Below are 20,819 nucleotides of genomic sequence, written 5' to 3'. Positions count from 1 at the left end.
TTAAATGAAGAAACAGAATATAGCACCAAAAGAGGTAAAAATTACATATAATATGACAAATAAATTTCTTTTTTAACATATTCAATACTTCACGAATCCCTTACAATAGAAGTATACCTTTTAAAGGAGCGATTTTCTTGTCAGTAAAGTCAAAACAATCATTTTTCTGGAGCGGGCTCTTCATCGTTGCCTTCTTCACTTTATATACTATTTTCCGCACGACGAATGTTCAGTCCAGTGAAAAACCATTAACCGCCGAGGAGAAATATCCCACAGTGTTCGTGCACGGGTATAAAGGTACATACAATTCCTTCAGGACGATGTTGGACCGTTTTGAGAACCGGCATGGGTGGGGTCAAAAAACGCTGGAAATTTCGGTATCTGATTCCGGCAGTATAAGATACAAAGGGGCTCTCCCTAAAAACCCGAGTTCTCCCCCACTTGTTCAAGTCATTTTTGAAGACAATCGTGCTTCCTTGGATAAACAGGCCATTTGGCTTGAAAATGCCATGAAGCTGTTGCATCACCAATTCAATGTATCTACTGTCAATATTGTCGCACACTCTATGGGTGGCCTTGCTTCAACCCAATATTTAGAAAATACCAGTAATGAATCGTTTGTCCCAGAAACCCATAAATTCATTACGATTGCCACTCCTTTTCAGGGAGTCACGAAAGAGTCTTATGGTCAAATCAATACCGGTGCAGCTGTGATTGATTTAAAGCCTGGATCTCGCGCATTGAAGAAAATGTATCTCAATCGTCATTTGATTCCTTCTGAAATAAAAGTGTTATCCATCGCTGGGTCAGGTGACGACGTGGTAAATGTACAGAGTGCACTGGAGAGTCGATCATTTTTCGAAAAAAATCCTTTTCAGTCCAAAATAGTGTATGATCCAACGATTTCTCATAGCGGATTACATGAAACGATGAAAGTGGACCGTCTTGTAGGAGATTACCTATGGAGTAAATAATTCAAAAGCCTATCCCCTCTTCGGATTGAGGGGATTTTTCATGCAGTTGCGTAAACGTCCGTAACGTTCTATACTACACAAGACTAAACCAATAGGTTAGGATGAGTGGAATGACAAAAGAAAAAATTGTAAAAGCAAGCCCCAAATACATACAACATTTCCTAAAAGGGTTTCCTCTTTTAAATAAAGAAAATGTCACTACATCGATTGAAAATGTACAAGACGGTGGCATCCTCAAACTGGTAGATACCCATGATCGCTTTATTGCAAAAGGATACTTTGGACTTCAGAATAAAGGAATCGGCTGGCTTCTAAGCTGGAAAGAACATGAAGAGATAGATAAGGAGTTCATTTATAAAAAGATTCAAGCCGCCATTAATCAACGTCTTCACTTCTACTATAATGAAGATACGACGGCTTTCAGAGTGTTTAATGGAGAAGGTGACGGTTTCGGGGGTGTAACCATTGATTACTTTGATGGATATTATCTCATTCAGTGGTATTCAAAGGGTGCCTATTCTTTTCATGAAGAAGTGATGGAATCGTTACGGGAATTAACAGAATATAAAGGGATTTACCAGAAGAAAAGGTTCGCACAGGAAGGGAAATACGTTGACGAAGATGATTTTGTCGAGGGTACACGTCCTTCCTTCCCTCTCCTCGTGAAAGAAAACGGCGTACAATTTGCCATCTATTTAAATGATGGAGCGATGGTGGGGGTATTTCTCGATCAACGCGAAGTGAGGAAAAGGATTCGTGACTCATACTCAGAAGGCAAGAGGGTATTGAATACCTTCTCTTATACCGGTGCATTCTCTGTATGTGCTGCTCTTGGCGGTGCCTCCCTCACCACGAGTGTAGACCTTGCAAATCGCAGTCTAAGCAAAACGATTGAACAATTCAGCATAAACGGAATCGATTATGAGGCTCAAGACATCATTGTGGAAGACGTCTTCAAGTATTTCAAATATGCTGTTAAAAAACAGCTTTCATTCGATGTGGTGATATTAGACCCACCAAGCTTTGCCCGTTCAAAAAAACACACATTCAGTGCTGCGAAGGATTATAAGGATTTGTTGAAAGAAGCGATTGCCATCACTGAAAAGAACGGGACCATCGTGGCTTCCACAAATTGCAGCACCTTCAATATGAAAAAATTCAAAGGTTTTATAGATACGGCATTCAAGGAAACCAATGGGAAATATAAAATACTCGAAGAATACTCTCTTCCTGAAGATTTTAAAACCCTCAGTCAATACAAGCAGAGCGACTACTTAAAAGTCGCTTTTATCCGCAAACTATAAAGGAAAGGGACGGACCATCTAAAGGTCCGTCCCTCTCGATAAGAATAAATGACAGAATACTCTGTCATTATTTCCTCGGAAACCGCAAGAAGCGACATATACACGGTATTTCCTGATGAAAGTTATCGAATAAGGAGGATTTATGATGAATAAAGCTGTTTTTCTTGACCGTGATGGGGTAATCAACGAGGTGAAAACCAAAAGAGTCGGCTTCGTGAACACACCAGAGCAATTTTATTTCCTGGAAGGAGTACCTGAAGCTATAAAGGCCTTGTCCCAATCGGGGTTCCTTCTTTTTGTCGTTACAAATCAAGGTGGTGTTGGGTTAGGCTATCTTTCCCATGATGAGCTGGACTCCATCCATGATTATATGGTAAATGAAATTGAACAAGCAGGCGGTTTCATTCAGGAAGTTTCCTGTTGCACTCACAAACCCCATGCGGGTTGTTCATGCAGAAAGCCGGAACCCGGGATGCTTCTTGAACTGGCGGAAAAATACAGCATTGATCTTGCTGGATCCTTCATGATTGGGGATCGTGCGGTAGACATAGAAGCAGGCAGCAAAGCTGGATGCACCACCATCTTACTAAATGGCAGCTCCTCTCCAACGTATAACGCTGACTACATATTTTCTGATTTATTGAGCGCTTCTACATTCATCCTCACCATGAAGGAATCTTAATGATCGTTCAATTATCATCTATTCGAACATTTAGTGATTGCACCTCCTGACTCCAGCTATTAAACTGAATGAGTGATTCTTTTTTATTGTAAGAAGTCATGTAAATATAATTAAATTAGGGTTTAAGAGTTTCAATTAAGGAGTGTGATGAGATGGACCTGCTCGGTAAAGGGATTATCCGTTGGTATAAATTGATCATTGTACTTTGGGTGATGATCGCGGGGATATTCTCTTATTTTGCAACAGACTTACCCACCATATTAGGCGGGGATGGTTTTAGAACTGACGGACAGTTTGAAAAAGTGAACGACGAATTGACCGATTCGTTTGATTTTCCCAAATCATCCATTTTGCTGCTTATGGAAAAGCAGGATTCCCAATCTGCAGAAGGGTTCCAGGCATCCATTAAGAAAACGATTGAGAGCATAGAAAACTTGGGTGTCACCTCTTCTATACAGTCACCATTACAAGATGAAAAATTAGTGAAGGATGACGTGGCTTACGCTGTTTTATCCTTCGATGAGTCTGATATCACCGACGAAACAAATAAAATCAAAGCACTAGTGAAAGAAAATCCTGGCCAATCATTGACCGGGGCATCCATTATTAGTTCAGATATTAATAAGGCCAGTCAGGATGATTTAAAACGGGCCGAATTGATAGGATTACCTTTCGCTCTGCTTGTCCTGTTATTTGCATTCGGCTCGGTTGTTGCTTCCATTGTTCCCATAATCATTGGAGTGGTAACGGTTGTAACGGCATTCGGGATTCTCGCTCTGATTGGCGGCAGCATGGAATTATCCGTTTTCCTGCTGAATGTAGTCCCAATGATCGGGCTTGCCCTAAGCATTGACTTCTCTCTACTATTTATTAACCGTTATCGTGAAGAACTGGCCACGAGGTCAATACCGGAAGCGATCCATACCACTATTCAAACTGCTGGAAAATCTATCATTTTCTCTGCATTATGTGTATTCATCGGTTTGGGAGCGATGTTGCTCATTGAAATCGATATATTTCAGACTATTGCCATCGGGGGCATGGTAGTCGTCATGCTAGCAGTGGTTTCTGCATTATCACTCCTCCCTTCCGTTCTTCTGCTCCTCGGAAAGTCCATAAATAAATGGATGCTGATCAAACAGAAGAAAAATGCCCACGGAAAATGGAGGGTGTTTGCCGGGTTTGTCATGAAAAGACCTGTGTTTCTTGCCTTCTTCGCTCTGTTTGTCTTAGTGATCGGCATTTTGCCTGTTCGGTCTATGAAACTTGCCATTCCTGATACAGAGGCATTACCTGCTACATTTGAATCCCGTCAGGCGATGGATACCATTCAGGAGGAGTTTAAGACAGATGAAGGCAGTACGGTTTATGTGATTGCCAAACGTGAGAATGGCTGGACCACCAAAGACGGATTGGAAGATTTGAATGAACTCCTTTCAGAATTCAATCAGGAATCAGCTGTGACTTCAGTGGACTCTCTCTTCGAAGCAACAGATATCGACTCTCCGGAGAATTTATTCGGGGCCATTCAGCAGCCGGAAACCAAGGAGAAGATTGATCCTGCACTGAATCGATTCATCCATGGAGACAAAGCACTGATTCCAGTTCACTTGTCATTGGATTCATCATCATCCGCTGCTCAGGAACTAGTAAATGAATGGAGTCATAAAGAGTGGTCACACCCGCTCCAGTTTGGAGGACAGGTGAAATTCAATCAGGAAATATTTGATGAAATCTATCAAAAAGTAGGATTATGCCTGTTCATCATTTTAGGTTCCACTTACCTGATCCTGATGATCGCATTCCGCTCCATCATCATTCCATTGAAGGCCATATTGATGAATATCATCAGTCTTACATCGACATTCGGAATCTTAGTATGGATTTTCCAGGGAGGACACTTCGGAATCCCTGAATCGGATATTGCCCTAGTGCTTCCGGTGCTTGTATTCAGCCTTGTTTTCGGCCTTAGCATGGATTATGAGGTATTCCTCATTTCCAGGATTCATGAAATTTATCAAGAAACCGGTGACAACACACTGTCTACCATTGAAGGACTTACTTCAACGAGTAAAATCATCACCTCGGCAGCTCTTATCATGATTGTCATAACGGGGGCTTTCGCCTTCACGGGTGTGATGCCCGTCAAACAGATCGGAGTTGGGATTGCCATCGCCATTTTTATTGACGCAACCATCGTCAGAATGATTTTGGTCCCTTCGTTAATGAAGCTCCTTGGTGACTGGAACTGGTGGATGCCTTTCAGGAGGAAGGAAAAACAAATGGTAAACGCAGATAAAGCCTCTTGACCTGTGACTTATGAAATTTCCCCTCCTGATTGAGACCAAACTGAATGTTAAACAAGACACCCTGACATCAGGGTGTCTTTTTATGAATGCAGGCCTGTTTTATCGTTTTAAATTAGGGAATTCTATGATAAAGTACTATGGAGCCAGCATGAACGGGAGGTATTAGATGAACCAGCAGGAATTACTACAAATTATTCAGGATCACTATCCATTTGATGTCCTAACAGCTGAACAGCTGGATTATATTATTTCCGGTTCTACATACACAACTTTCAAGAAAGGGGAATTTCTCTTTCATGAAGATGAAACGGTGGAAGAACTGGATATTTATTTCCTTGTCTCCGGGCTTGCCAAGAATGTCCTCCATCGGTCCAGTGGAAAGCAATATTCCCTCCGCTTCTATTACCCGGGTGACTTGATTGGGATCATGATCATGCTTACGAGCGGACAAATGACGTTTTCAGTCCAGGCAATAGAAGATTGTACGGTTTTCCGGATTCAAAAAGACCGGATTTTGGAAATCATGACGAAAAACAATGATTTTTCAAAAATCATATTTGAAAGCATCGGCAATCGGATGAAAACCCTATACGATGAGATTAAAGTAAAGTCAGCCACTGAAAACGATGATGAAAACATCAATCTATTTCGGACAAAAGTCCATACTCTCATGGATACCCCTATTTTCATTGATGGAAATGCTACAATCATTGATGCAGCCACAAAGATGAAAGAACAGGACACATATGGGTTAGTCGTAGTGGATCAGGACAAAAAAATGCTTGGTATCCTTACGCAACGGGAAATCCTGTCTTATATTACCAATCCAAGCACCTCTGATAAGGTGAAAGACTGGATGAAGGAAAAGCCTTTCTGGATCAGGGATGAGTCCTTCGCTTATGAGGCCCTATCCTACTTTAAACATGAAGAAGTGGATTTCGTCCCCATCATTCGCAATGATGTAGTGGTTGGGATTCTAACCAGTACATCATTTCTCAATATACAGGATTCGAATTACCTGGACCTTTCTTATAAAATCCAAAAGGCATTGACGAATGAAGAACTGGTCGAACTGGCTACTGTTAAGAGCGAGACGTTCCAACAATTCATTCAAGACCTTCTAGCACAAGACAGCTTTGGATTCGATATTTGTGAAGTGATATCAAACTACAATGATCGCCTTCACCGGAAAATCATTCAATTGAGCGAGAAAGAAATGAGGCAGGAAGGGTTCGGTTCCGCTCCGATCAATTATTGTTTCATTGTCATGGGCAGCCAGGGACGCAGTGAGCAGGGATTCCATACAGATCAGGATAATGGGATCATCCTTGATGATTATAATCACTTATCAGATCTTAAAAAAGTTGATCTCTATTTTCAGGCCTTCACCGAAAAGCTGAATTTAAAGCTTGCTGCATGTGGTTTTCCTGAATGTACAGGCGGAATCATGGCGAAGGAACAAAAATGGAAGAGGTCTTATACGGACTGGAAAAAAGCGATTGATGAGTGGCTCCACGAAATGGATGCACAGGAAATCCAGAACATCACGATGTTTTATGACTTCCGTCCAATTTACGGAGATTATTCCATCGCTGAAGAAATTCGGAATTACTTGACTGACAAATCGAAACGATCCCTGAATATGCAGCAACTCTTACGAAAAGATGCCCTTCGTTTCAAACTCCCCGTTGGTCCATTGGGCCGGGTGAACTTGAAGCCGAAAAATCATCTATTCAATATCAAAAAGTCAGGGCTCTTACAAATCGTCAATATGATCAGGATCCATTCGGTAAAGTATGGGATAAAAGAAGTGAACACAATCAAAAGGGTACAGGCACTGAAAAAGTTACAAGCCTTTCACCCCAGGGATGCAGAAAACGTAAAAACGGCCATGCATATCCTCCTTTCCTTGAGAACGAAACAGAACCTGCGTGAACTTAGTGAGGGAAAACCTTTAAGCAATGACATCGATGTCCGCACCCTTTCGAAAGAGGATCGCCAAAAATTAAAAGAATCCATCCAGATTGCCAATCGACTGCAGCAGGTGATGGAAATCAGTTTCAATAGGAACCGGGTGGTTTAATGAATAATATAGGAATTAACGTAGGCTATAGGATATTAAAGTACTATACATGGCAGCAATTCATCTTCCGCCATCAAGTCAAGCGGGAAAAAGAAAAGCTTTCCTACCATAAACTGTCCCGTGGCCTTAAACAATTTGAAGAAGAAAAACCGACTCTTCAAAAAAAACATCTCTTCCATTGCACCTTTACGATCTTTGACCTTGAGACCACTGGATTTTTCCCTGAAGTTGGAGATGAAATCATATCGATAGGTGCTGTAAAGGTAAAAGAAGGAAAAGTTCAAAAGGACGATTCGTTCTATCAGGTGATCGACCCCCTTCAAACGGTGTCCAGGGAAACGAAGCGGTTCACTGGCCTGAGGCGTAAAGATTTTCTAAATGGTGTGACGCTCCCCATTGGTCTGGAAAGATTTTTAGAGTACAGCAAAGGGACCATCCTGGTGGCCCATCCCGCGAGTTTCGACATTAATTTTCTTCAAAAAAGGATCAATAAATGGGAGCTTCCCTCTTTCGATCCTGAATTTGTCGATTCCTTTTCACTTGCCAATAGCTTACTTGGCAGGGATGACTGCTATTTGGATGTTCTCATAAAGAAATTCGATATTCAAGATCGTGCTCGCCATCATGCTTTAAATGATGCGATCATGACGGCCGAGATTTTTGAACAACTTTTGAAACTCTGTTATCAACAAGAAGTTCATACGATCCGTGGATTACATGAATTCCTGCTTCAGGAGTCGGGCTGACATTCGATGAAACATGAAAAAACGCATGAGGAAAATACCTCATGCGTTTTTTTGGATATTATCGAATTTGTCCAGTTCCATGCATCATATACTTCACTGTTGTTAATGCTGGTAGACCCATTGGGCCCCTTGCATGTAGCTTCTGAGTTGAAATACCAATTTCAGCACCGAATCCTAATGCTCCTCCATCTGTGAAACGTGTGGATGCATTATGATATAGTGCAGCGGCATCCACGAGCATCATGAATTTTTTCGCCGCTTCATTATTTTCAGTCACAATCGCTTCTGAATGTTTAGTCCCGTATTGTTCGATATGATCCACAGCTTCGTCTAGTGAAGACACCACTTTAACGGCAATATCAAGACTTAAATATTCGTTTGCCCAATCTTCTTCCCCTGCAAGTTTTGCATCTTTGATTACCTCAACCACTTTTTCGTCACCATGAATGGCAACCTTATGATCTTTCAGTTTTTCAACAAAGGCGTCCTTATGTTCATCGAACCATTTCTCATGAAGAATGACGGTTTCAGCCGCATTACAAACCGCCGGTCTATCCGTTTTTGCATTAATGATGATGTTCAATGCTTTTTCCAGTTCAGCTTCCTCATCAATATAAATATGACAGTTCCCTACACCTGTCTCCAGGACAGGGACCGTTGCATTATTGACGACGGCGTTGATCAATGCTCCGCCGCCTCGGGGAATCAGCACATCAATATATTCTTTCATTGTAAATAATTCACTTGTTGCCTCACGATCTGTTGTGTTGATGAATTGTACGGCATCTTTAGGAATATCTGTTTGCTCCAAAGCCTCATGCATAACGTCCACAATGGCTTTATTAGACGTTATGGCATTCGATCCACCTTTAAGGATGATGGCATTACCTGATTTTAATGCAAGACCTGTAGCGTCCACCGTCACATTCGGGCGTGCTTCATAAATCATCCCGATGACACCAAGCGGAACGGTCACTTTTTGAACTTGCAGCTGATTTTCCAGGGTCCAATCAGAAACCACTTTACCAGTCGGATCTTCCAGGTCTGCCACTTGGCGAAGACCATTTGCAAAGTCTTCAACCCGTTCTTTAGAGAGAGATAAGCGATCCATAAATGCCGCTTCAAACCCTTTTTCCCTGCCTCTTTCAAGATCTTTTTCGTTCTGTTTTAGAATTGAACCGTAGTTTGTTTCTAAATGGTCTGCAAGAGTATGAAGGGCTTTATTTTTTTGTTCCGTTGTCAGCATGCTTAGCGTTTTAGAAGCTTTTTTAGCCAAAATCGCCTGTTTTTTTACATCGGTTTTTTTTACAGTTAAAGTCATCAAATACCTCCTGATAATTTTGAAAAGCTATATGCTTAAATAAATCAATTAAGTCAACTACAGTATTAATATATTGGAATCAATTACACCCCTACTGGAATGGGAAATTCAACATGACACACAAGTTGATCAATTTCTACCGCGATTTCATCGGCTTTTATGTCTGTAGGGTTCTTCAATTGGCCTGAACGATAGTTAACCATTCCAAGACCGATTTCTTCGTTGCGGTTATCGAGGATGCGTACGACTGCACCCTTATCAAAGCGGCCTTTCACAGTATAAATATCATCGATGGTCAAACTTTCTTTCTGCTCCAAGATGCGGTCTTTCGCATCTGCATCGATTGTGATTTCACCTTCAGGACCCGAATTGAATGCAATCCATTGCTTTTTGGAATCCAGATTGACGGAATCTTCCGTCGATTCGAAATAGGTTCCTTTAGCCGTATGCTGAACCGCATCATAAATGATATTAGAATGTCCGGATTTACCAAGGAAAGCAGGGATACCTGATGCCATTGTAATCTTAAATGCATCGATTTTTGATCTCATGCCGCCAGTACCGACGGAGCTTCCCGGCTCTCCAGCCATGTCTTCAATATCTTCCGTGATTTCAGTCACACTCTCAAGCAGTTCCGCATCTGGATTTTTACGAGGATCTGAGTCATATAGTCCATCAATATCAGATAGAATGATAAGCTGATCTGCATCCACAAGTGCTGCGACTTTTGCGGATAGTGTATCATTATCTCCAAATTTCAGACGGTCTATCGTAACGGTATCATTTTCATTCACAATCGGAATAATCCCTCTCTCCAACAGGACATTAATTGTGTTTCTGGCATTGTTATATCGATCTTCATCAGAAAAGTCACTACGAGTGATCAGAATTTGAGAAGCCACATATCCATTTGAAATTAACAGATCAGAATATGCTTCAATTAATAGCCCTTGACCAATGGCTGCTGCGGCCTGCTTCTCCGGTAACGAACTAGGGCGAGTCAAACAACCCAATTTACGATAACCTGCAGCGACAGCTCCTGACGAAACAAGCAAGACTTCATGGCCGTCATCCTTTAAGCGGACAACCTCATCCACAAGGCGCTCAAGCTTCCTGCGACTCATTTCTCCGTGCAAACTTGTCAATGAACTACTTCCAATCTTAATCACGATACGTTTCTTATCTTGGGACATTCAATCACTCCTAGTAATAAGGTCCGTCCCTTGCCCCTCTTTCTATATGCAGGGACAGACCTGGATTTCTTGTATTGGTTGGTAACGTAATATATATGAGGTGTATGGTTTTCGTTGGGTGATTAGCTTGTAACTAATTCTTTAGACTGTAAGGATGAGCTGATTTCTTTCGAACGCTTTTCTGCCCCCTTGACAGCTTCTGAGATGGCTTTACCTCCACCGAACTGAGCTAATGCATCAAGTCCTGCAGCCGTAGTACCGTTTGGGGATGTTACATTTTCTCTAAGTTGAGTTGGTGATTCTTCTCGCTCCAGCATCATTTTGGCCGCGCCGAAAATGGTTTGAGCTCCGATTTTACGTGCCAATTTGGGGTCTAATCCTGCTTCAGCACCCGTCTTTTCGATGTGTTCCATTAAATAGTAGAAGTATGCTGGACCACTTCCCGCAATTCCGGTGAAAATGTCCATCTGACTTTCTTCAATGACGAAAACCTCTCCGATGCTTGATAATAATTCTTCTGCATTCTCCATATCTTCTCTTGAAGTGAACCTTCCGGCACTAATTGCCGTTGCAGATTCCTTCAGCATACTTGACGTATTTGGCATGACACGGATAACAGGCTGACCTGCAGGTAATTGTTCTTCCATATGAGAAGTCGTGATCCCTGCCAGTACCGACATGATCACCGTATCATTTCTGACCAAGTGATTGATCGAATCCAGCGCTTTATCGATATCCTTTGGCTTCATGGCAAGAATGAGGATATCTATTTCATTAAAGGGCAGATCGTCTTTTGTAATTGCCGAGATATCATATTTAGCTTTCATTTCTTGAAGCCTTCCGTAATTGCTTCGATTGGAGACAATGATTTGGTCGGCTGGAATCTTTCCACTCTGTACCGTCCCTGAAATCATTGCTTCTGCCATATTACCTGCACCCAGAAATGCTATCGTTTTATTATTTAACAATCATATCCACTCCCGTTCCTTATTTTATCGTAAGTTGTTCTCATAACATTTTTTTCGTTTTTAATTGAACGTTTAATGTAAAGTTTAAGAAAAATTTTAAGATGATGGTTGTTTTATGTTGCCAAAACCCTTGATTGACGTGGGTTTTGTTCACAACGTTTATTATCGTAACATGCTGAAGAATGATATCAAGAGCAATAAAGGAAGTAGTAAGGAATATGCCGAAATAGCTAGTGGAAGCGTTATCATTACCATTTATGTTATTCAGATTCCTTCTGAAGGCTCTAGATTGGCTGAGAGAGCGTATAATCAGAATTTATACTTTTGGGGTTTGATTGGAAATGATGCGGTTTTTAGCTGTGACTCCTATCAGCTCAGTTCCAAAGAGCGTTTCAACAAGTCCATACTTAAATCAAAAAATCCCGTTAAGCATTCAATAGCTTAACGGGATTTTCAGATTTATTCGGTTGAAGCTTCGTCTGAACCTTTTCCACTTAGGAAGTCCTTTAAAGCTTGAATATTTTCTTCGAAGTCAATTTCAAGAACCGAACCAACTCCGCTGTAACTTCCATTCGTATATGAACCATCTATTGGCAGGGTAAGCTTGTCCATGTCACTACTGTTGCTAAGCAGTATATCTTTCGCGATTGAGATTTGATCCAGTTTACTCATATTCGTCTGAATATAGGGTTGAATGGATCCTGCCATCTTAGGAAGCTTTGTTACGCCTCCGATGGATAGTGCTTCATCTTTAAGAGCTGCAATCACTTTTTGCTGTCTTTCTACCCTTCCGAAGTCACCATTTCCATCATGACGGAATCGGGCATAACCGAGTAATTCCTTTCCGTTCAGATTTTGGACACCTGGTTGGAGAGAAACACCGATATTTTCTGACATGGCTTTTTCAACATCCATTTCAATTCCTTTTGGTGCCAGGATGTCGACTGATTGTTCAAAACCTTTAAAATCGACAATCATATAGTACTGAATATCCAAATCAAAATTCTGTTTAATCGTCTTGCGCAGCAACTCAGGACCACCTAAATAAAATGCCGTATTCAGTTTATAATTTTTATAACCAGGGATTTCTGCATAAATATCTCTCATAAACGAAACGAGCTTGGTTTCATTCGTTTTCGGATCAATCTGTGCGAGCATCATGGTGTCTGTCCTTGATTTCTCCTCGCCCCTGCTATCGACTCCCAATAACAAAACGTTAACTTTCCCGTTTTCATCTTTTACTCCGTTGAATTTATAATCTTTCTGCATCTGGTCTTCACCAGCCATTTTATAACCACTGTAAAATTGAAAAGCAGCGTAACCGATCAAACTGAAAATAAGGATTAATAATACCAAAATCACTTTTCTTCCACGTTTTTTCCTTTTGGTCTTTCGATCTAGTCGTGACTCCATTTCTTCACCTACTTTTATGACATTCATGATGAACCGATGATAGTATGAAATAGTACTCTATACAATTGGAATTGACAATCACAGAATACTGGATAAACTAACACTTTTCTCCATACCGGTCCACCCCGAGAATATAGTTTACCACAAATATCTATAAAAGTATTTAGTTGTTCCTGTCAAAAACGATCAATGGTTGATAATGGCCATCGGTAAGTTTCCTTATATTCTCTTCTTCTTCCTTTTTGTACGAAATGATAAATGAAGTTGCCGGCCCGCTGGATTTATCCAAGTCATGCAAGGAGTATACATCTCCCCTTTTCAACGGTTTCCCTACAAGCAAAGACAGTTCATGACGCACACCTTTTGAACCTACAGGTAATATATCGACAATAGAAGGATGTTGAATGCACGTATGAAACAGACTCAATGGAGCGATGGACGATTCATGTATCAATACTTCTTCACCGACCAAAGGAATACCGATAAGAGCATATGAGAGATCCAGCTGGGAAACCTGATGCCGCTCCTTTATCTTCATACCGATACAGGTTACGCCGAGTGCAGACTGATTGAGATTAAAATTGGATTCTGAACTTCCGGTTAGTTGAATATCATTCATATTGAGTTCACTCAAACCCAACCGCACCCCCGAGGCATACCTATCCCATACGCTGTCTCCTGTGAAGTTCAATAATTGAACGGCCATGAGGCGGGCACCGGCTGATAAACATTCCATCACCGCGACTCGAAAGCTGTAGTATCCTACAGTCTCATGATCAACCTGCACGACGTCATCCGGCTTATTTCCGATCCCACCGCTGCAGTCAGACGCAAGAATCAGTTCAATTTCTTCGTTAATAGAAATCGATAAAGCATCCCTAAGTTGAATCATCTCATTTCCACCTTTCCTAATCTGGAAGCTAGAGGGGGATAAAGAAAGTGAGCAATTGTTAAATTAATGAAGCTTCCTGCTAATAAGGAAGGAAAGATTGCGACATAAAAAGAAAAATTCAGGATAAATATAAAAGGCAAAGCTGCCAATACACCATTTCCTATCAAAAAAAGGACACCTGCTAATACACGATGCCCCTTTGAAAACACATAGCCGAAAAGCGAGACAAAGAGAGCCATTTCCGCGGCAATGAGAAAATGGAACGGACCGAGTGGGAAACCTGCATAAAGGCTTGAAAGTAAATGTCCACCCCCTGCCACCAGCGCTCCCTTCCTTCCATTGTATAAAGAAGCGATTAATAATGCAGGCATACTGTCAAGGGCGATGGTCCCGATGATCGCCGGAATCTTCACCAATCCTCCAATTGCAACAAAAGCCAAAAACATTGATAGTAACAAAATGGACTTTAAGCTACTACTCATTGTTTTTCTGGATTTTACCGGTAGAGAATACGTTGGCGCTGCGAAGGTATTCAACGTCTTTGACATTACTTCGGTGATTGATCACGCGTGCCAAAGCAAAAAAATAGTCTGATAATCGATTGATATATTGCAACGTCACAACAGGAAAGTCCCCGTCTGTCTTTGAAAGGGAAACAATGCATCTCTCTGCCCTTCTCGCAACGGTCCGTGCAATATGAATACTCGCAGAAGCCTTTGCACCACCCGGGAGTATGAATTTTTCAAGAGGTGGGGCTTCTCTGACCAAACCGTCTATTTTGTCTTCCAGAGCATGTACGGAATCCATTTGAAGCTTGCTCTTTCTCTTTTTTGAAACATTGGATAAATCTCCCCCACAGTCAAAGAGTTCATGCTGAATAGTGACTAAGTCGTTTACGATATCGTCAAAACGCTCATGATTTAATTCACAAATAGCCTGACCGACGAAACAATTTACTTCATCCAGTGTCCCGTATGCCTCGACCCGGATATCGTCCTTATCGACCCTTCCCCCGATTAAGCTTGTCTGACCTTTGTCTCCGGTTCTTGTATAAAGTTGCACTTTAACTTCTCCTCCTACCCTTTAATTGATGTCGCCATGCCGTACCAAACAAGCCATACATGATGCGATCTTTCGGCAAGGTCCTGATAAATCCACCCAGTCACATCTCTCCATTCCCTGGAAATTCGATCGATGGGGACAATTCCTTTCCCTATTTCTGACCCAATCCAGATCACTTTTCGTTCTGGATGTTCTTCTTCCCACTTCTTCAACTCCTCTATCCGGTGGAAGAATTCTTCCCTAATGTCACAGCCCCCACGTAAAAGGGCAAATCGAACAGCATACTCAAGCCCCTCCAATACGAGGATCGGCATTGAAGGGCGGACTTCTTCCATACCTTTATTAAATAACCGGACCCACTCTGTATCAATGCTTTTCAACCCAAAATGCTTTCTTACCCATTTTCCCTTCCCATTAAAGGAACCACCCGTAATGAAGTACAATTCTGATCCCTCCAATCTTCTTCTGTTTTCCAAGCCAATTCATACCCTGCTCCATATGCAACCTTCCATTCCCAAAAGGATTGATGCTCACTCATGGGTGACAGAGAGGTTAACAAATACCGTATGACTCCACCATGGCTTATGACTGAATACCGGTTTCCATTAAGTGATTCGACGTGTGCCTTGATTTGCTCCCAGGCAACTTCGACTCGCTTGATAAATTGATTCATCCCCTCCCCTCCTGGAGGTGATATGGAGGGATCGGTTAACCAATACTGATACTCTTCATTCTCCTTCATATCATCGTAGGTCAAGCCTTCCCACTTTCCAAAATGTAATTCTCTTAACAGTGGAGTGGAAATGATTGAAACTTCAGGGAATAAAAAATGGGAAGTTTCCAAACATCGGTTGAGGTCGCTTGAAAAACATACCTCATATGGTTCGAAGGATTGCATAGTCCGTTTAAGCATTTCGATCCCTCCTGGTGTTAAGCCCGGGTTTGACCAACCGATGTATTTCCCCTTCTCATTTCCTTCTGTTAAACCATGTCGAATAAAAGCAATAGCCATATAGTCATCCATAGAATTGACTCACTCCCTTCTACACTTGCTCCGACCGTGTCACCAGTCATGCCTCCAAACCACTTTATGCTCTTCGAGTATACAAAAAGGAAAAAGCCGATCGTTACAATAGTGAATGTAACATAAAGAAAAAAGCCATTCAGAAAGACGAAAGCGACCATGATCAATATGAAAGAGGCAAGCGTCCACAAAATTTCGTTCAATTTCAAATACTTACTGAAGCTATACCCCATACCGGCTTTTTGTGCCGGGGGGATAAGTATGAGACTCGCTCCCATGACGATACGGCTGTAAATGGGAATCGAAAGCAGAATAAAACAAATCGTAACAGTATCAGAATAGTGGACGGATTCATATATGAATAAAAAACGGGAGGAGAGCAATATGACCAGGGATAGAGCACCAAATGCACCTATGCGGGGGTCTTTCATAATCTCGAGACGCTTCTGTAGATCCCGATAAGAAAAGTAGGCGTCGCTTGCATCCATATAACCGTCCAAATGAATACCACCGGTCAGCATGATAGGCATCACCCAAATATAAAATGATAATGCCAATGGGCTCATGGGTGTATAGGATGCCAGTAATACAAAGCCACTTGAGAGCAGCGTTCCGATAAATAAACCGAATAAAGGAAATGTACGGACCATCCATCTCATTTCACTTTTACCAAGTGAGAATTCTTTTCGCACTGGAAGAATCGTGAAAAATTGTATATTAAGGAGAAAACTTTTTCCAAATCTCATGGCTTTGGGATTCCCTTCTTCATAACCGGGATTCCAACCGACATGTCGATCGCTATAAACGATTCCCTCACCAATTTTCTATGTAATCTTCCGAGTGTCCTTTGAAATTGGAGTATTTCGTCGGTGTTCGGTGGAATGTCATAAAACAATTCATTACTTACAACAAGTAATGCTTTTACTTTATCTTTTAACTGGAGGACAGATTCATAGATACAGTCCTCTACATCCCTTCCGCCCTCCATTTCCCCATCGAACCATTCGTTTGTCAACAGAGTCGTGAGACAATCCAAAACAACAATGGCATTAGACGGTATAGTATCGATGATGCCCTGGATTGCCAGTGGCCTTTCAATGGTCGTCCAATTTTCAGTTGAATGCTGGCGATCCAGTCGGTGTTTCAAAATCCTTTTTTCCATCTCACTGTCGGTATTTACCCCACACGCAAGATAAATCAACACCTCATTCGATGTTCGTAGTTCCGACGCAAGACTTTCTGCATATGAACTTTTCCCGCATCTTACCCCTCCGGTTATGAAGAAGAGTTTTCCCATGACAGACTTCTCCCTCCTTACCATGAAAGCCTTATAAACCTTCCTCTATTTTACCGATATACCGTTGGATGGCTTTCTTTGTTACTTCATAGACTCCTCGACCAATCAACTTACCTATTGGAGTGATCGGTCCTGCAAATGGTTCAAGTTCCCCTTTTTGACTGGATGCAATCAGAATGCTGTCAGTAGGCGTTCCAGTCGCAATATTTCCGTTTCTTTTGTCCCTTACATCCATATCATTCAGTGCTTTCACCTTTGCCTCAGTGGATGTGACGAGGGCTTCGATATACGCCTCATCAGATAAATTCCCATTAATGAAAACCCAGGTATTGATCGTACCCGGTTTAGAATCAATATCATATTGAAAACTTGTTGATACATCCATGGCATTTCCAACGCCGGCGGTCACGACGACGAAAACCGAATTCCCCTCCATCTCAAAACGCTCGCATATCATGTTAGACAAATCCAGAGCCGTCATCATACCGACAGAATAAGACGGATCCAGTTCTTTTGAAACAAGATACTCATGCATATCTTTTTTGTAATCCCGGCAGTCATAATCAACCGGTACACGACGGTTCAAAAAATGAGAGTACCAACCAATTCCTGCACCTATAATACCCGACGACATACATTTCAATGGAAATGGTGCAGAAAAAAAGATGCATTCTTCGGTCAAAGTCATATACCTTTCATCTAAAACCAGGTTTTCAGTGACGGTTCCTTCGGGTACGATCACCATCTGAGGCTTGGCCACCAACGGATGAGCATGCTTCTGAACCTTAGTATGATATACTTCTTCGATATGTTCTTCCTTCAGCACTTCCTCCGGGTGATGAAGAAGTTTCGTTGTACCCTGGTCTAACAGCAGCAGACGATCACAGTATAAGCTCGCTAAATTCAAGTCGTGAAATATGGCGACAACCGTTAATTTCCCCAGGTCTGTTTGACTTTTAATCAGATCCAATAGTGACTTCTGGTAGGAAAGATCAAGATGATTGGTTGGCTCATCCAGAAGTAAGATTTGAGGTTCCTGGGCAAGAGCCTGCGCCAGGAACACCCGTTGACGCTCACCGCCAGACAGTTCATGAAGGTAGCGGTTCTGAAACGAAGAAATTCCTGTCTGCTCCATCACTTTGTCCACCATCTCTTTGTCCCGGTCGGTCGTACCCTTAAAGAAACCTTTCTGGTGAGCATATCTTCCAAGCATCACCGTTTCCCTCACTCTATATGAAAATGCTTCAGTTGATATCTGGGGTAATACCGCGACATGGGTAGCCAATTCTCTCGAAGAAAACTGATGAAGTGGCTTTCCCTTCAATGTAACTACTCCATCCATTAAAGGAAGGAGACCCGTCATCGCTTTCAGTAACGTCGTCTTACCACTTCCATTTGGACCAAGTATTCCAAAGAACTCTCCCTTGTCAATATGAAAATTCATGTCTTCCACAATCTTTTGATCGCCGTATCCTACTGACACCCCGTTTACATCGATCATGTTGAAAGACCCCTTTTCTTTAAAAGAATATAAGCAAACATCGGTGCGCCGATCAAGGCGGTGATCACGCCAATCGGAAGTTCGGTCGGAGCGATGATCGTTCTGGAAAGCAGGTCGGCGAGAACGAGGAACCCTCCACCTACAAGGATTGATAGGGGAAGAAGATGCTTGTGATCATGTCCGATCATTCTTCGCAAGAAATGAGGAACCACAAGGCCGACAAATCCGATCGTTCCGGACACTGCCACTGCTGCCCCCGTCAGGATGCTTCCGGCAATCAAAATCATCAGCTTCCTTTTTTGAACGGAGATACCGATATGACGTGCCTGTTCTTCACCGAAGCTCATCCCGTTCAATTCCTTGCTGTTTAGTATGAGCAACACTACCCCGATAAGGAAGAAAGGCAAGATGATCGCAACGTAATCCCATCCTCTCATGGATACACTTCCAAGTAGCCAGCCGATGATCTGCCTCAGTTCCTCACCTGTGAGTGCGATCATCAATGAAATCAGCGAGCCCAAAAAGGAGCTGAAGATGATTCCTGTCAATATAATGGTTTCGACCTTCATGGTCCTTTCAACTTTTTGTGCGAACCATAAAACGAGAAATACAGTGATGATCGAACAAACAATACTGAAAAAGGGAAGCGTAAACTTTCCGATGAACGGAATGCTCCAATGAAAAAACAATGTGATGACAGCTCCGACCGATGCTCCTGAAGACACACCCAGCGTATATGGATCAGCCAGTGGATTGCGTAATAGCCCTTGGAAAGAAGCCCCTGCAATAGCTAAGGAACTGCCGACCAATAGAGCCAATAACACTCTGGGCAGTCGGATGGAATATACGATGTTCGAAAACATGGGATCGACCGTATCAGGCAATCGGAACCCGAACCACTTCGAACCGACGATGTATATGATATCCTTCGGTGGAATCGATATCGTACCGATCGAAATGCCTGCAAGCATTGCTGTGAGTATAAATAGCCCTGCCAATCCGTATGTGATCCCTATTTTATTCTGCAAATACCTCTGGATAGATCGACTTTGCAATTTCCTCTACTCCTTCAACCAATCTTGGACCGGTCCGAGTGACTAAATCTGAATGGACATCGTGAACATCTCCATTCTTAACTGCCGTCACATCTTCCCATCCTTTTCTACCCACTATCTGTTCTTTCGGATTTTCACTATAATAACCATATGTAGTGATGATCACATCAGGGTTAGACGAAATGACCGCTTCCTGGTTCACCTGTACCCAGCCTTCCTGCCCGCTCATGACGTTTTCAGCATTGATCATAGAAAGCATTTGATCGATGAACGTGTTCTTACCTGTTGAATAAATGTCAGGGGAAGGTGAGACTTCCACATAGACCCTTTTCTTTTCAGTTACTTCACTTGCTTTTTCCTGAATGGAATTCAAATCTGATTTCATATCAGCAACAACGGAATCTGCCTGATCTTTCTTGCCGACAAGTGTCCCGATGTCCTGAATTGTGTTATATACTTCTTCAAAGCTTTTAGCGTCGTGAACGATGAATACGTTCACACCTGCATCTTTCAGTTGGTTCAAACCTTCTTCTGCCGACTTTGCAGTGGATTCATGGGCCAGCACCAGGTCCGGCTTTAAGCCGACGATTTTCTCTACGTTAAACTCCATTCCGCCGATCTTCTCTTTATCAGAGGCTTCTTTCGGGAAGTTATCAAAGTCGGAGACCCCGACGATTTCCTTATTTAGGCCAAGCTTGAATAAAATCTCAGTATTACTCGGAATTAACGAAACGATACGTTTAGGTTGTTCTTCCAAGGTGACTTTATTATTGAGCGCGTCATTCACTGATAAAGGATACCCGGATTCACTCTGATGAACTTCTGTTGTTTCTTTTTTATTCTTTTGTTCCCCATCATTCATTCCGCATGCTGTCAGGAATCCGATGGCTACTAACAAAATAAGTAATGCCTTTACTGTGTGTTTCATTTCCTTATTCCCCCTGTAGATTAACATTTTGCCAGACAAAAAAACATCTCCAGTGGACTAGAGATGT

21 protein-coding genes are annotated in these 20,819 nt (G+C 42.1%); 7 read left to right on the top strand and 14 right to left on the bottom strand.

Annotation, left to right across the window (positions count from 1 at the left end; all coding sequences use genetic code 11):
• Positions 1–137: 137 nt before the first annotated feature.
• The 6 genes from NQ095_RS02550 to NQ095_RS02525 all read left to right on the top strand — a co-directional run bounded on the left by NQ095_RS02550 (position 138) and on the right by NQ095_RS02525 (position 8,098).
• Positions 138–974, top strand: a complete 837-nt coding sequence (locus NQ095_RS02550; protein ID WP_258261944.1) for an alpha/beta hydrolase — start codon at positions 138–140, stop codon at positions 972–974.
• 110 nt (positions 975–1,084) lie between these two features.
• Positions 1,085–2,278 (top strand): class I SAM-dependent rRNA methyltransferase, encoded by a 1,194-nt coding sequence (locus NQ095_RS02545; protein ID WP_258261943.1) that lies wholly within the window; start codon positions 1,085–1,087, stop codon positions 2,276–2,278.
• A 145-nt stretch (positions 2,279–2,423) separates the two neighbouring features.
• Positions 2,424–2,960: a D-glycero-alpha-D-manno-heptose-1,7-bisphosphate 7-phosphatase gene (locus NQ095_RS02540; RefSeq protein WP_258262202.1), complete on the top strand. Its 537-nt coding sequence runs from the start codon at positions 2,424–2,426 to the stop codon at positions 2,958–2,960.
• 152 nt (positions 2,961–3,112) lie between these two features.
• On the top strand, positions 3,113–5,269 hold the full coding sequence (locus tag NQ095_RS02535) for an MMPL family transporter (protein ID WP_258261942.1): 2,157 nt from the start codon (positions 3,113–3,115) through the stop codon (positions 5,267–5,269).
• Between the two features lie 166 nt (positions 5,270–5,435).
• Complete coding sequence (locus NQ095_RS02530) at positions 5,436–7,352, top strand: DUF294 nucleotidyltransferase-like domain-containing protein (protein ID WP_258261941.1); 1,917 nt, start codon at positions 5,436–5,438, stop codon at positions 7,350–7,352.
• On the top strand, positions 7,352–8,098 hold the full coding sequence (locus NQ095_RS02525; RefSeq protein ID WP_258261940.1) for a 3'-5' exonuclease: 747 nt from the start codon (positions 7,352–7,354) through the stop codon (positions 8,096–8,098). Before NQ095_RS02530 ends, NQ095_RS02525 begins: the two co-directional genes overlap by 1 nt.
• A gap of 58 nt (positions 8,099–8,156) precedes the next feature.
• Here the strand turns inward: NQ095_RS02525 and NQ095_RS02520 are convergent, their stop codons facing one another.
• The 3 genes from NQ095_RS02520 to proC all read right to left on the bottom strand — a co-directional run bounded on the left by NQ095_RS02520 (position 8,157) and on the right by proC (position 11,580).
• Positions 8,157–9,419 (bottom strand): glutamate-5-semialdehyde dehydrogenase, encoded by a 1,263-nt coding sequence (locus NQ095_RS02520; RefSeq protein ID WP_258261939.1) that lies wholly within the window; start codon positions 9,417–9,419, stop codon positions 8,157–8,159.
• A gap of 83 nt (positions 9,420–9,502) precedes the next feature.
• Complete coding sequence (gene proB, locus NQ095_RS02515) at positions 9,503–10,612, bottom strand: glutamate 5-kinase (protein ID WP_258261938.1); 1,110 nt, start codon at positions 10,610–10,612, stop codon at positions 9,503–9,505.
• A 122-nt stretch (positions 10,613–10,734) separates the two neighbouring features.
• Positions 10,735–11,580, bottom strand: a complete 846-nt coding sequence (gene proC / locus NQ095_RS02510; RefSeq protein WP_258261937.1) for a pyrroline-5-carboxylate reductase — start codon at positions 11,578–11,580, stop codon at positions 10,735–10,737.
• 172 nt (positions 11,581–11,752) lie between these two features.
• Between proC and NQ095_RS02505 the strand changes: the two genes are divergently transcribed.
• On the top strand, positions 11,753–12,025 hold the full coding sequence (locus tag NQ095_RS02505) for a hypothetical protein (RefSeq protein ID WP_258261936.1): 273 nt from the start codon (positions 11,753–11,755) through the stop codon (positions 12,023–12,025).
• A gap of 14 nt (positions 12,026–12,039) precedes the next feature.
• On the opposite strand, the gene NQ095_RS02500 is transcribed toward NQ095_RS02505, so the two are convergent.
• The 11 genes from NQ095_RS02500 to NQ095_RS02450 all read right to left on the bottom strand — a co-directional run bounded on the left by NQ095_RS02500 (position 12,040) and on the right by NQ095_RS02450 (position 20,752).
• A complete protein-coding gene (locus NQ095_RS02500; RefSeq protein ID WP_258262201.1) occupies positions 12,040–12,993 on the bottom strand; it encodes an LCP family protein in 954 nt (317 codons plus the stop codon).
• A gap of 163 nt (positions 12,994–13,156) precedes the next feature.
• Positions 13,157–13,885 (bottom strand): ATP-binding protein, encoded by a 729-nt coding sequence (locus tag NQ095_RS02495; RefSeq protein ID WP_258261935.1) that lies wholly within the window; start codon positions 13,883–13,885, stop codon positions 13,157–13,159.
• On the bottom strand, positions 13,882–14,367 hold the full coding sequence (locus tag NQ095_RS02490; RefSeq protein WP_258261934.1) for an ECF transporter S component: 486 nt from the start codon (positions 14,365–14,367) through the stop codon (positions 13,882–13,884). The genes NQ095_RS02495 and NQ095_RS02490 overlap by 4 nt, the downstream gene beginning before the upstream one ends.
• A complete protein-coding gene (locus NQ095_RS02485; protein WP_258261933.1) occupies positions 14,360–14,947 on the bottom strand; it encodes a cob(I)yrinic acid a,c-diamide adenosyltransferase in 588 nt (195 codons plus the stop codon). The genes NQ095_RS02490 and NQ095_RS02485 overlap by 8 nt, the downstream gene beginning before the upstream one ends.
• A gap of 14 nt (positions 14,948–14,961) precedes the next feature.
• Positions 14,962–15,390, bottom strand: coding sequence for a bifunctional adenosylcobinamide kinase/adenosylcobinamide-phosphate guanylyltransferase (locus NQ095_RS02480; protein ID WP_258261932.1), 429 nt, complete (start codon positions 15,388–15,390; stop codon positions 14,962–14,964).
• Entirely contained in the window at positions 15,342–15,959 is a 618-nt protein-coding gene (locus tag NQ095_RS02475) for a histidine phosphatase family protein (protein WP_258261931.1), read from the bottom strand. Before NQ095_RS02475 ends, NQ095_RS02480 begins: the two co-directional genes overlap by 49 nt.
• Positions 15,929–16,717 carry an adenosylcobinamide-GDP ribazoletransferase gene (gene cobS, locus NQ095_RS02470; RefSeq protein WP_258261930.1) on the bottom strand — a complete coding sequence of 263 codons (789 nt, stop codon included), beginning with the start codon at positions 16,715–16,717 and terminating at the stop codon, positions 15,929–15,931. Before cobS ends, NQ095_RS02475 begins: the two co-directional genes overlap by 31 nt.
• Complete coding sequence (locus NQ095_RS02465; protein ID WP_258261929.1) at positions 16,714–17,268, bottom strand: bifunctional adenosylcobinamide kinase/adenosylcobinamide-phosphate guanylyltransferase; 555 nt, start codon at positions 17,266–17,268, stop codon at positions 16,714–16,716. Before NQ095_RS02465 ends, cobS begins: the two co-directional genes overlap by 4 nt.
• 31 nt (positions 17,269–17,299) lie before the next feature.
• A complete protein-coding gene (locus NQ095_RS02460) occupies positions 17,300–18,769 on the bottom strand; it encodes an adenosylcobinamide amidohydrolase (RefSeq protein ID WP_258261928.1) in 1,470 nt (489 codons plus the stop codon).
• Positions 18,766–19,824, bottom strand: coding sequence for a FecCD family ABC transporter permease (locus NQ095_RS02455; RefSeq protein ID WP_258261927.1), 1,059 nt, complete (start codon positions 19,822–19,824; stop codon positions 18,766–18,768). The genes NQ095_RS02460 and NQ095_RS02455 overlap by 4 nt, the downstream gene beginning before the upstream one ends.
• Positions 19,787–20,752 (bottom strand): ABC transporter substrate-binding protein, encoded by a 966-nt coding sequence (locus NQ095_RS02450; protein ID WP_258261926.1) that lies wholly within the window; start codon positions 20,750–20,752, stop codon positions 19,787–19,789. The genes NQ095_RS02455 and NQ095_RS02450 overlap by 38 nt, the downstream gene beginning before the upstream one ends.
• Positions 20,753–20,819 lie beyond the last annotated feature (67 nt).

Origin of the sequence: Rossellomorea sp. SC111 (assembly GCF_024733565.1) — a bacterium.
In the GTDB taxonomy this organism is placed as follows: Bacteria; Bacillota; Bacilli; order Bacillales; family Bacillaceae_B; genus Rossellomorea.
The sequence above is the reverse complement of the archived record's forward strand: the minus strand, read 5'-3'. Positions and strand labels throughout refer to the sequence as shown.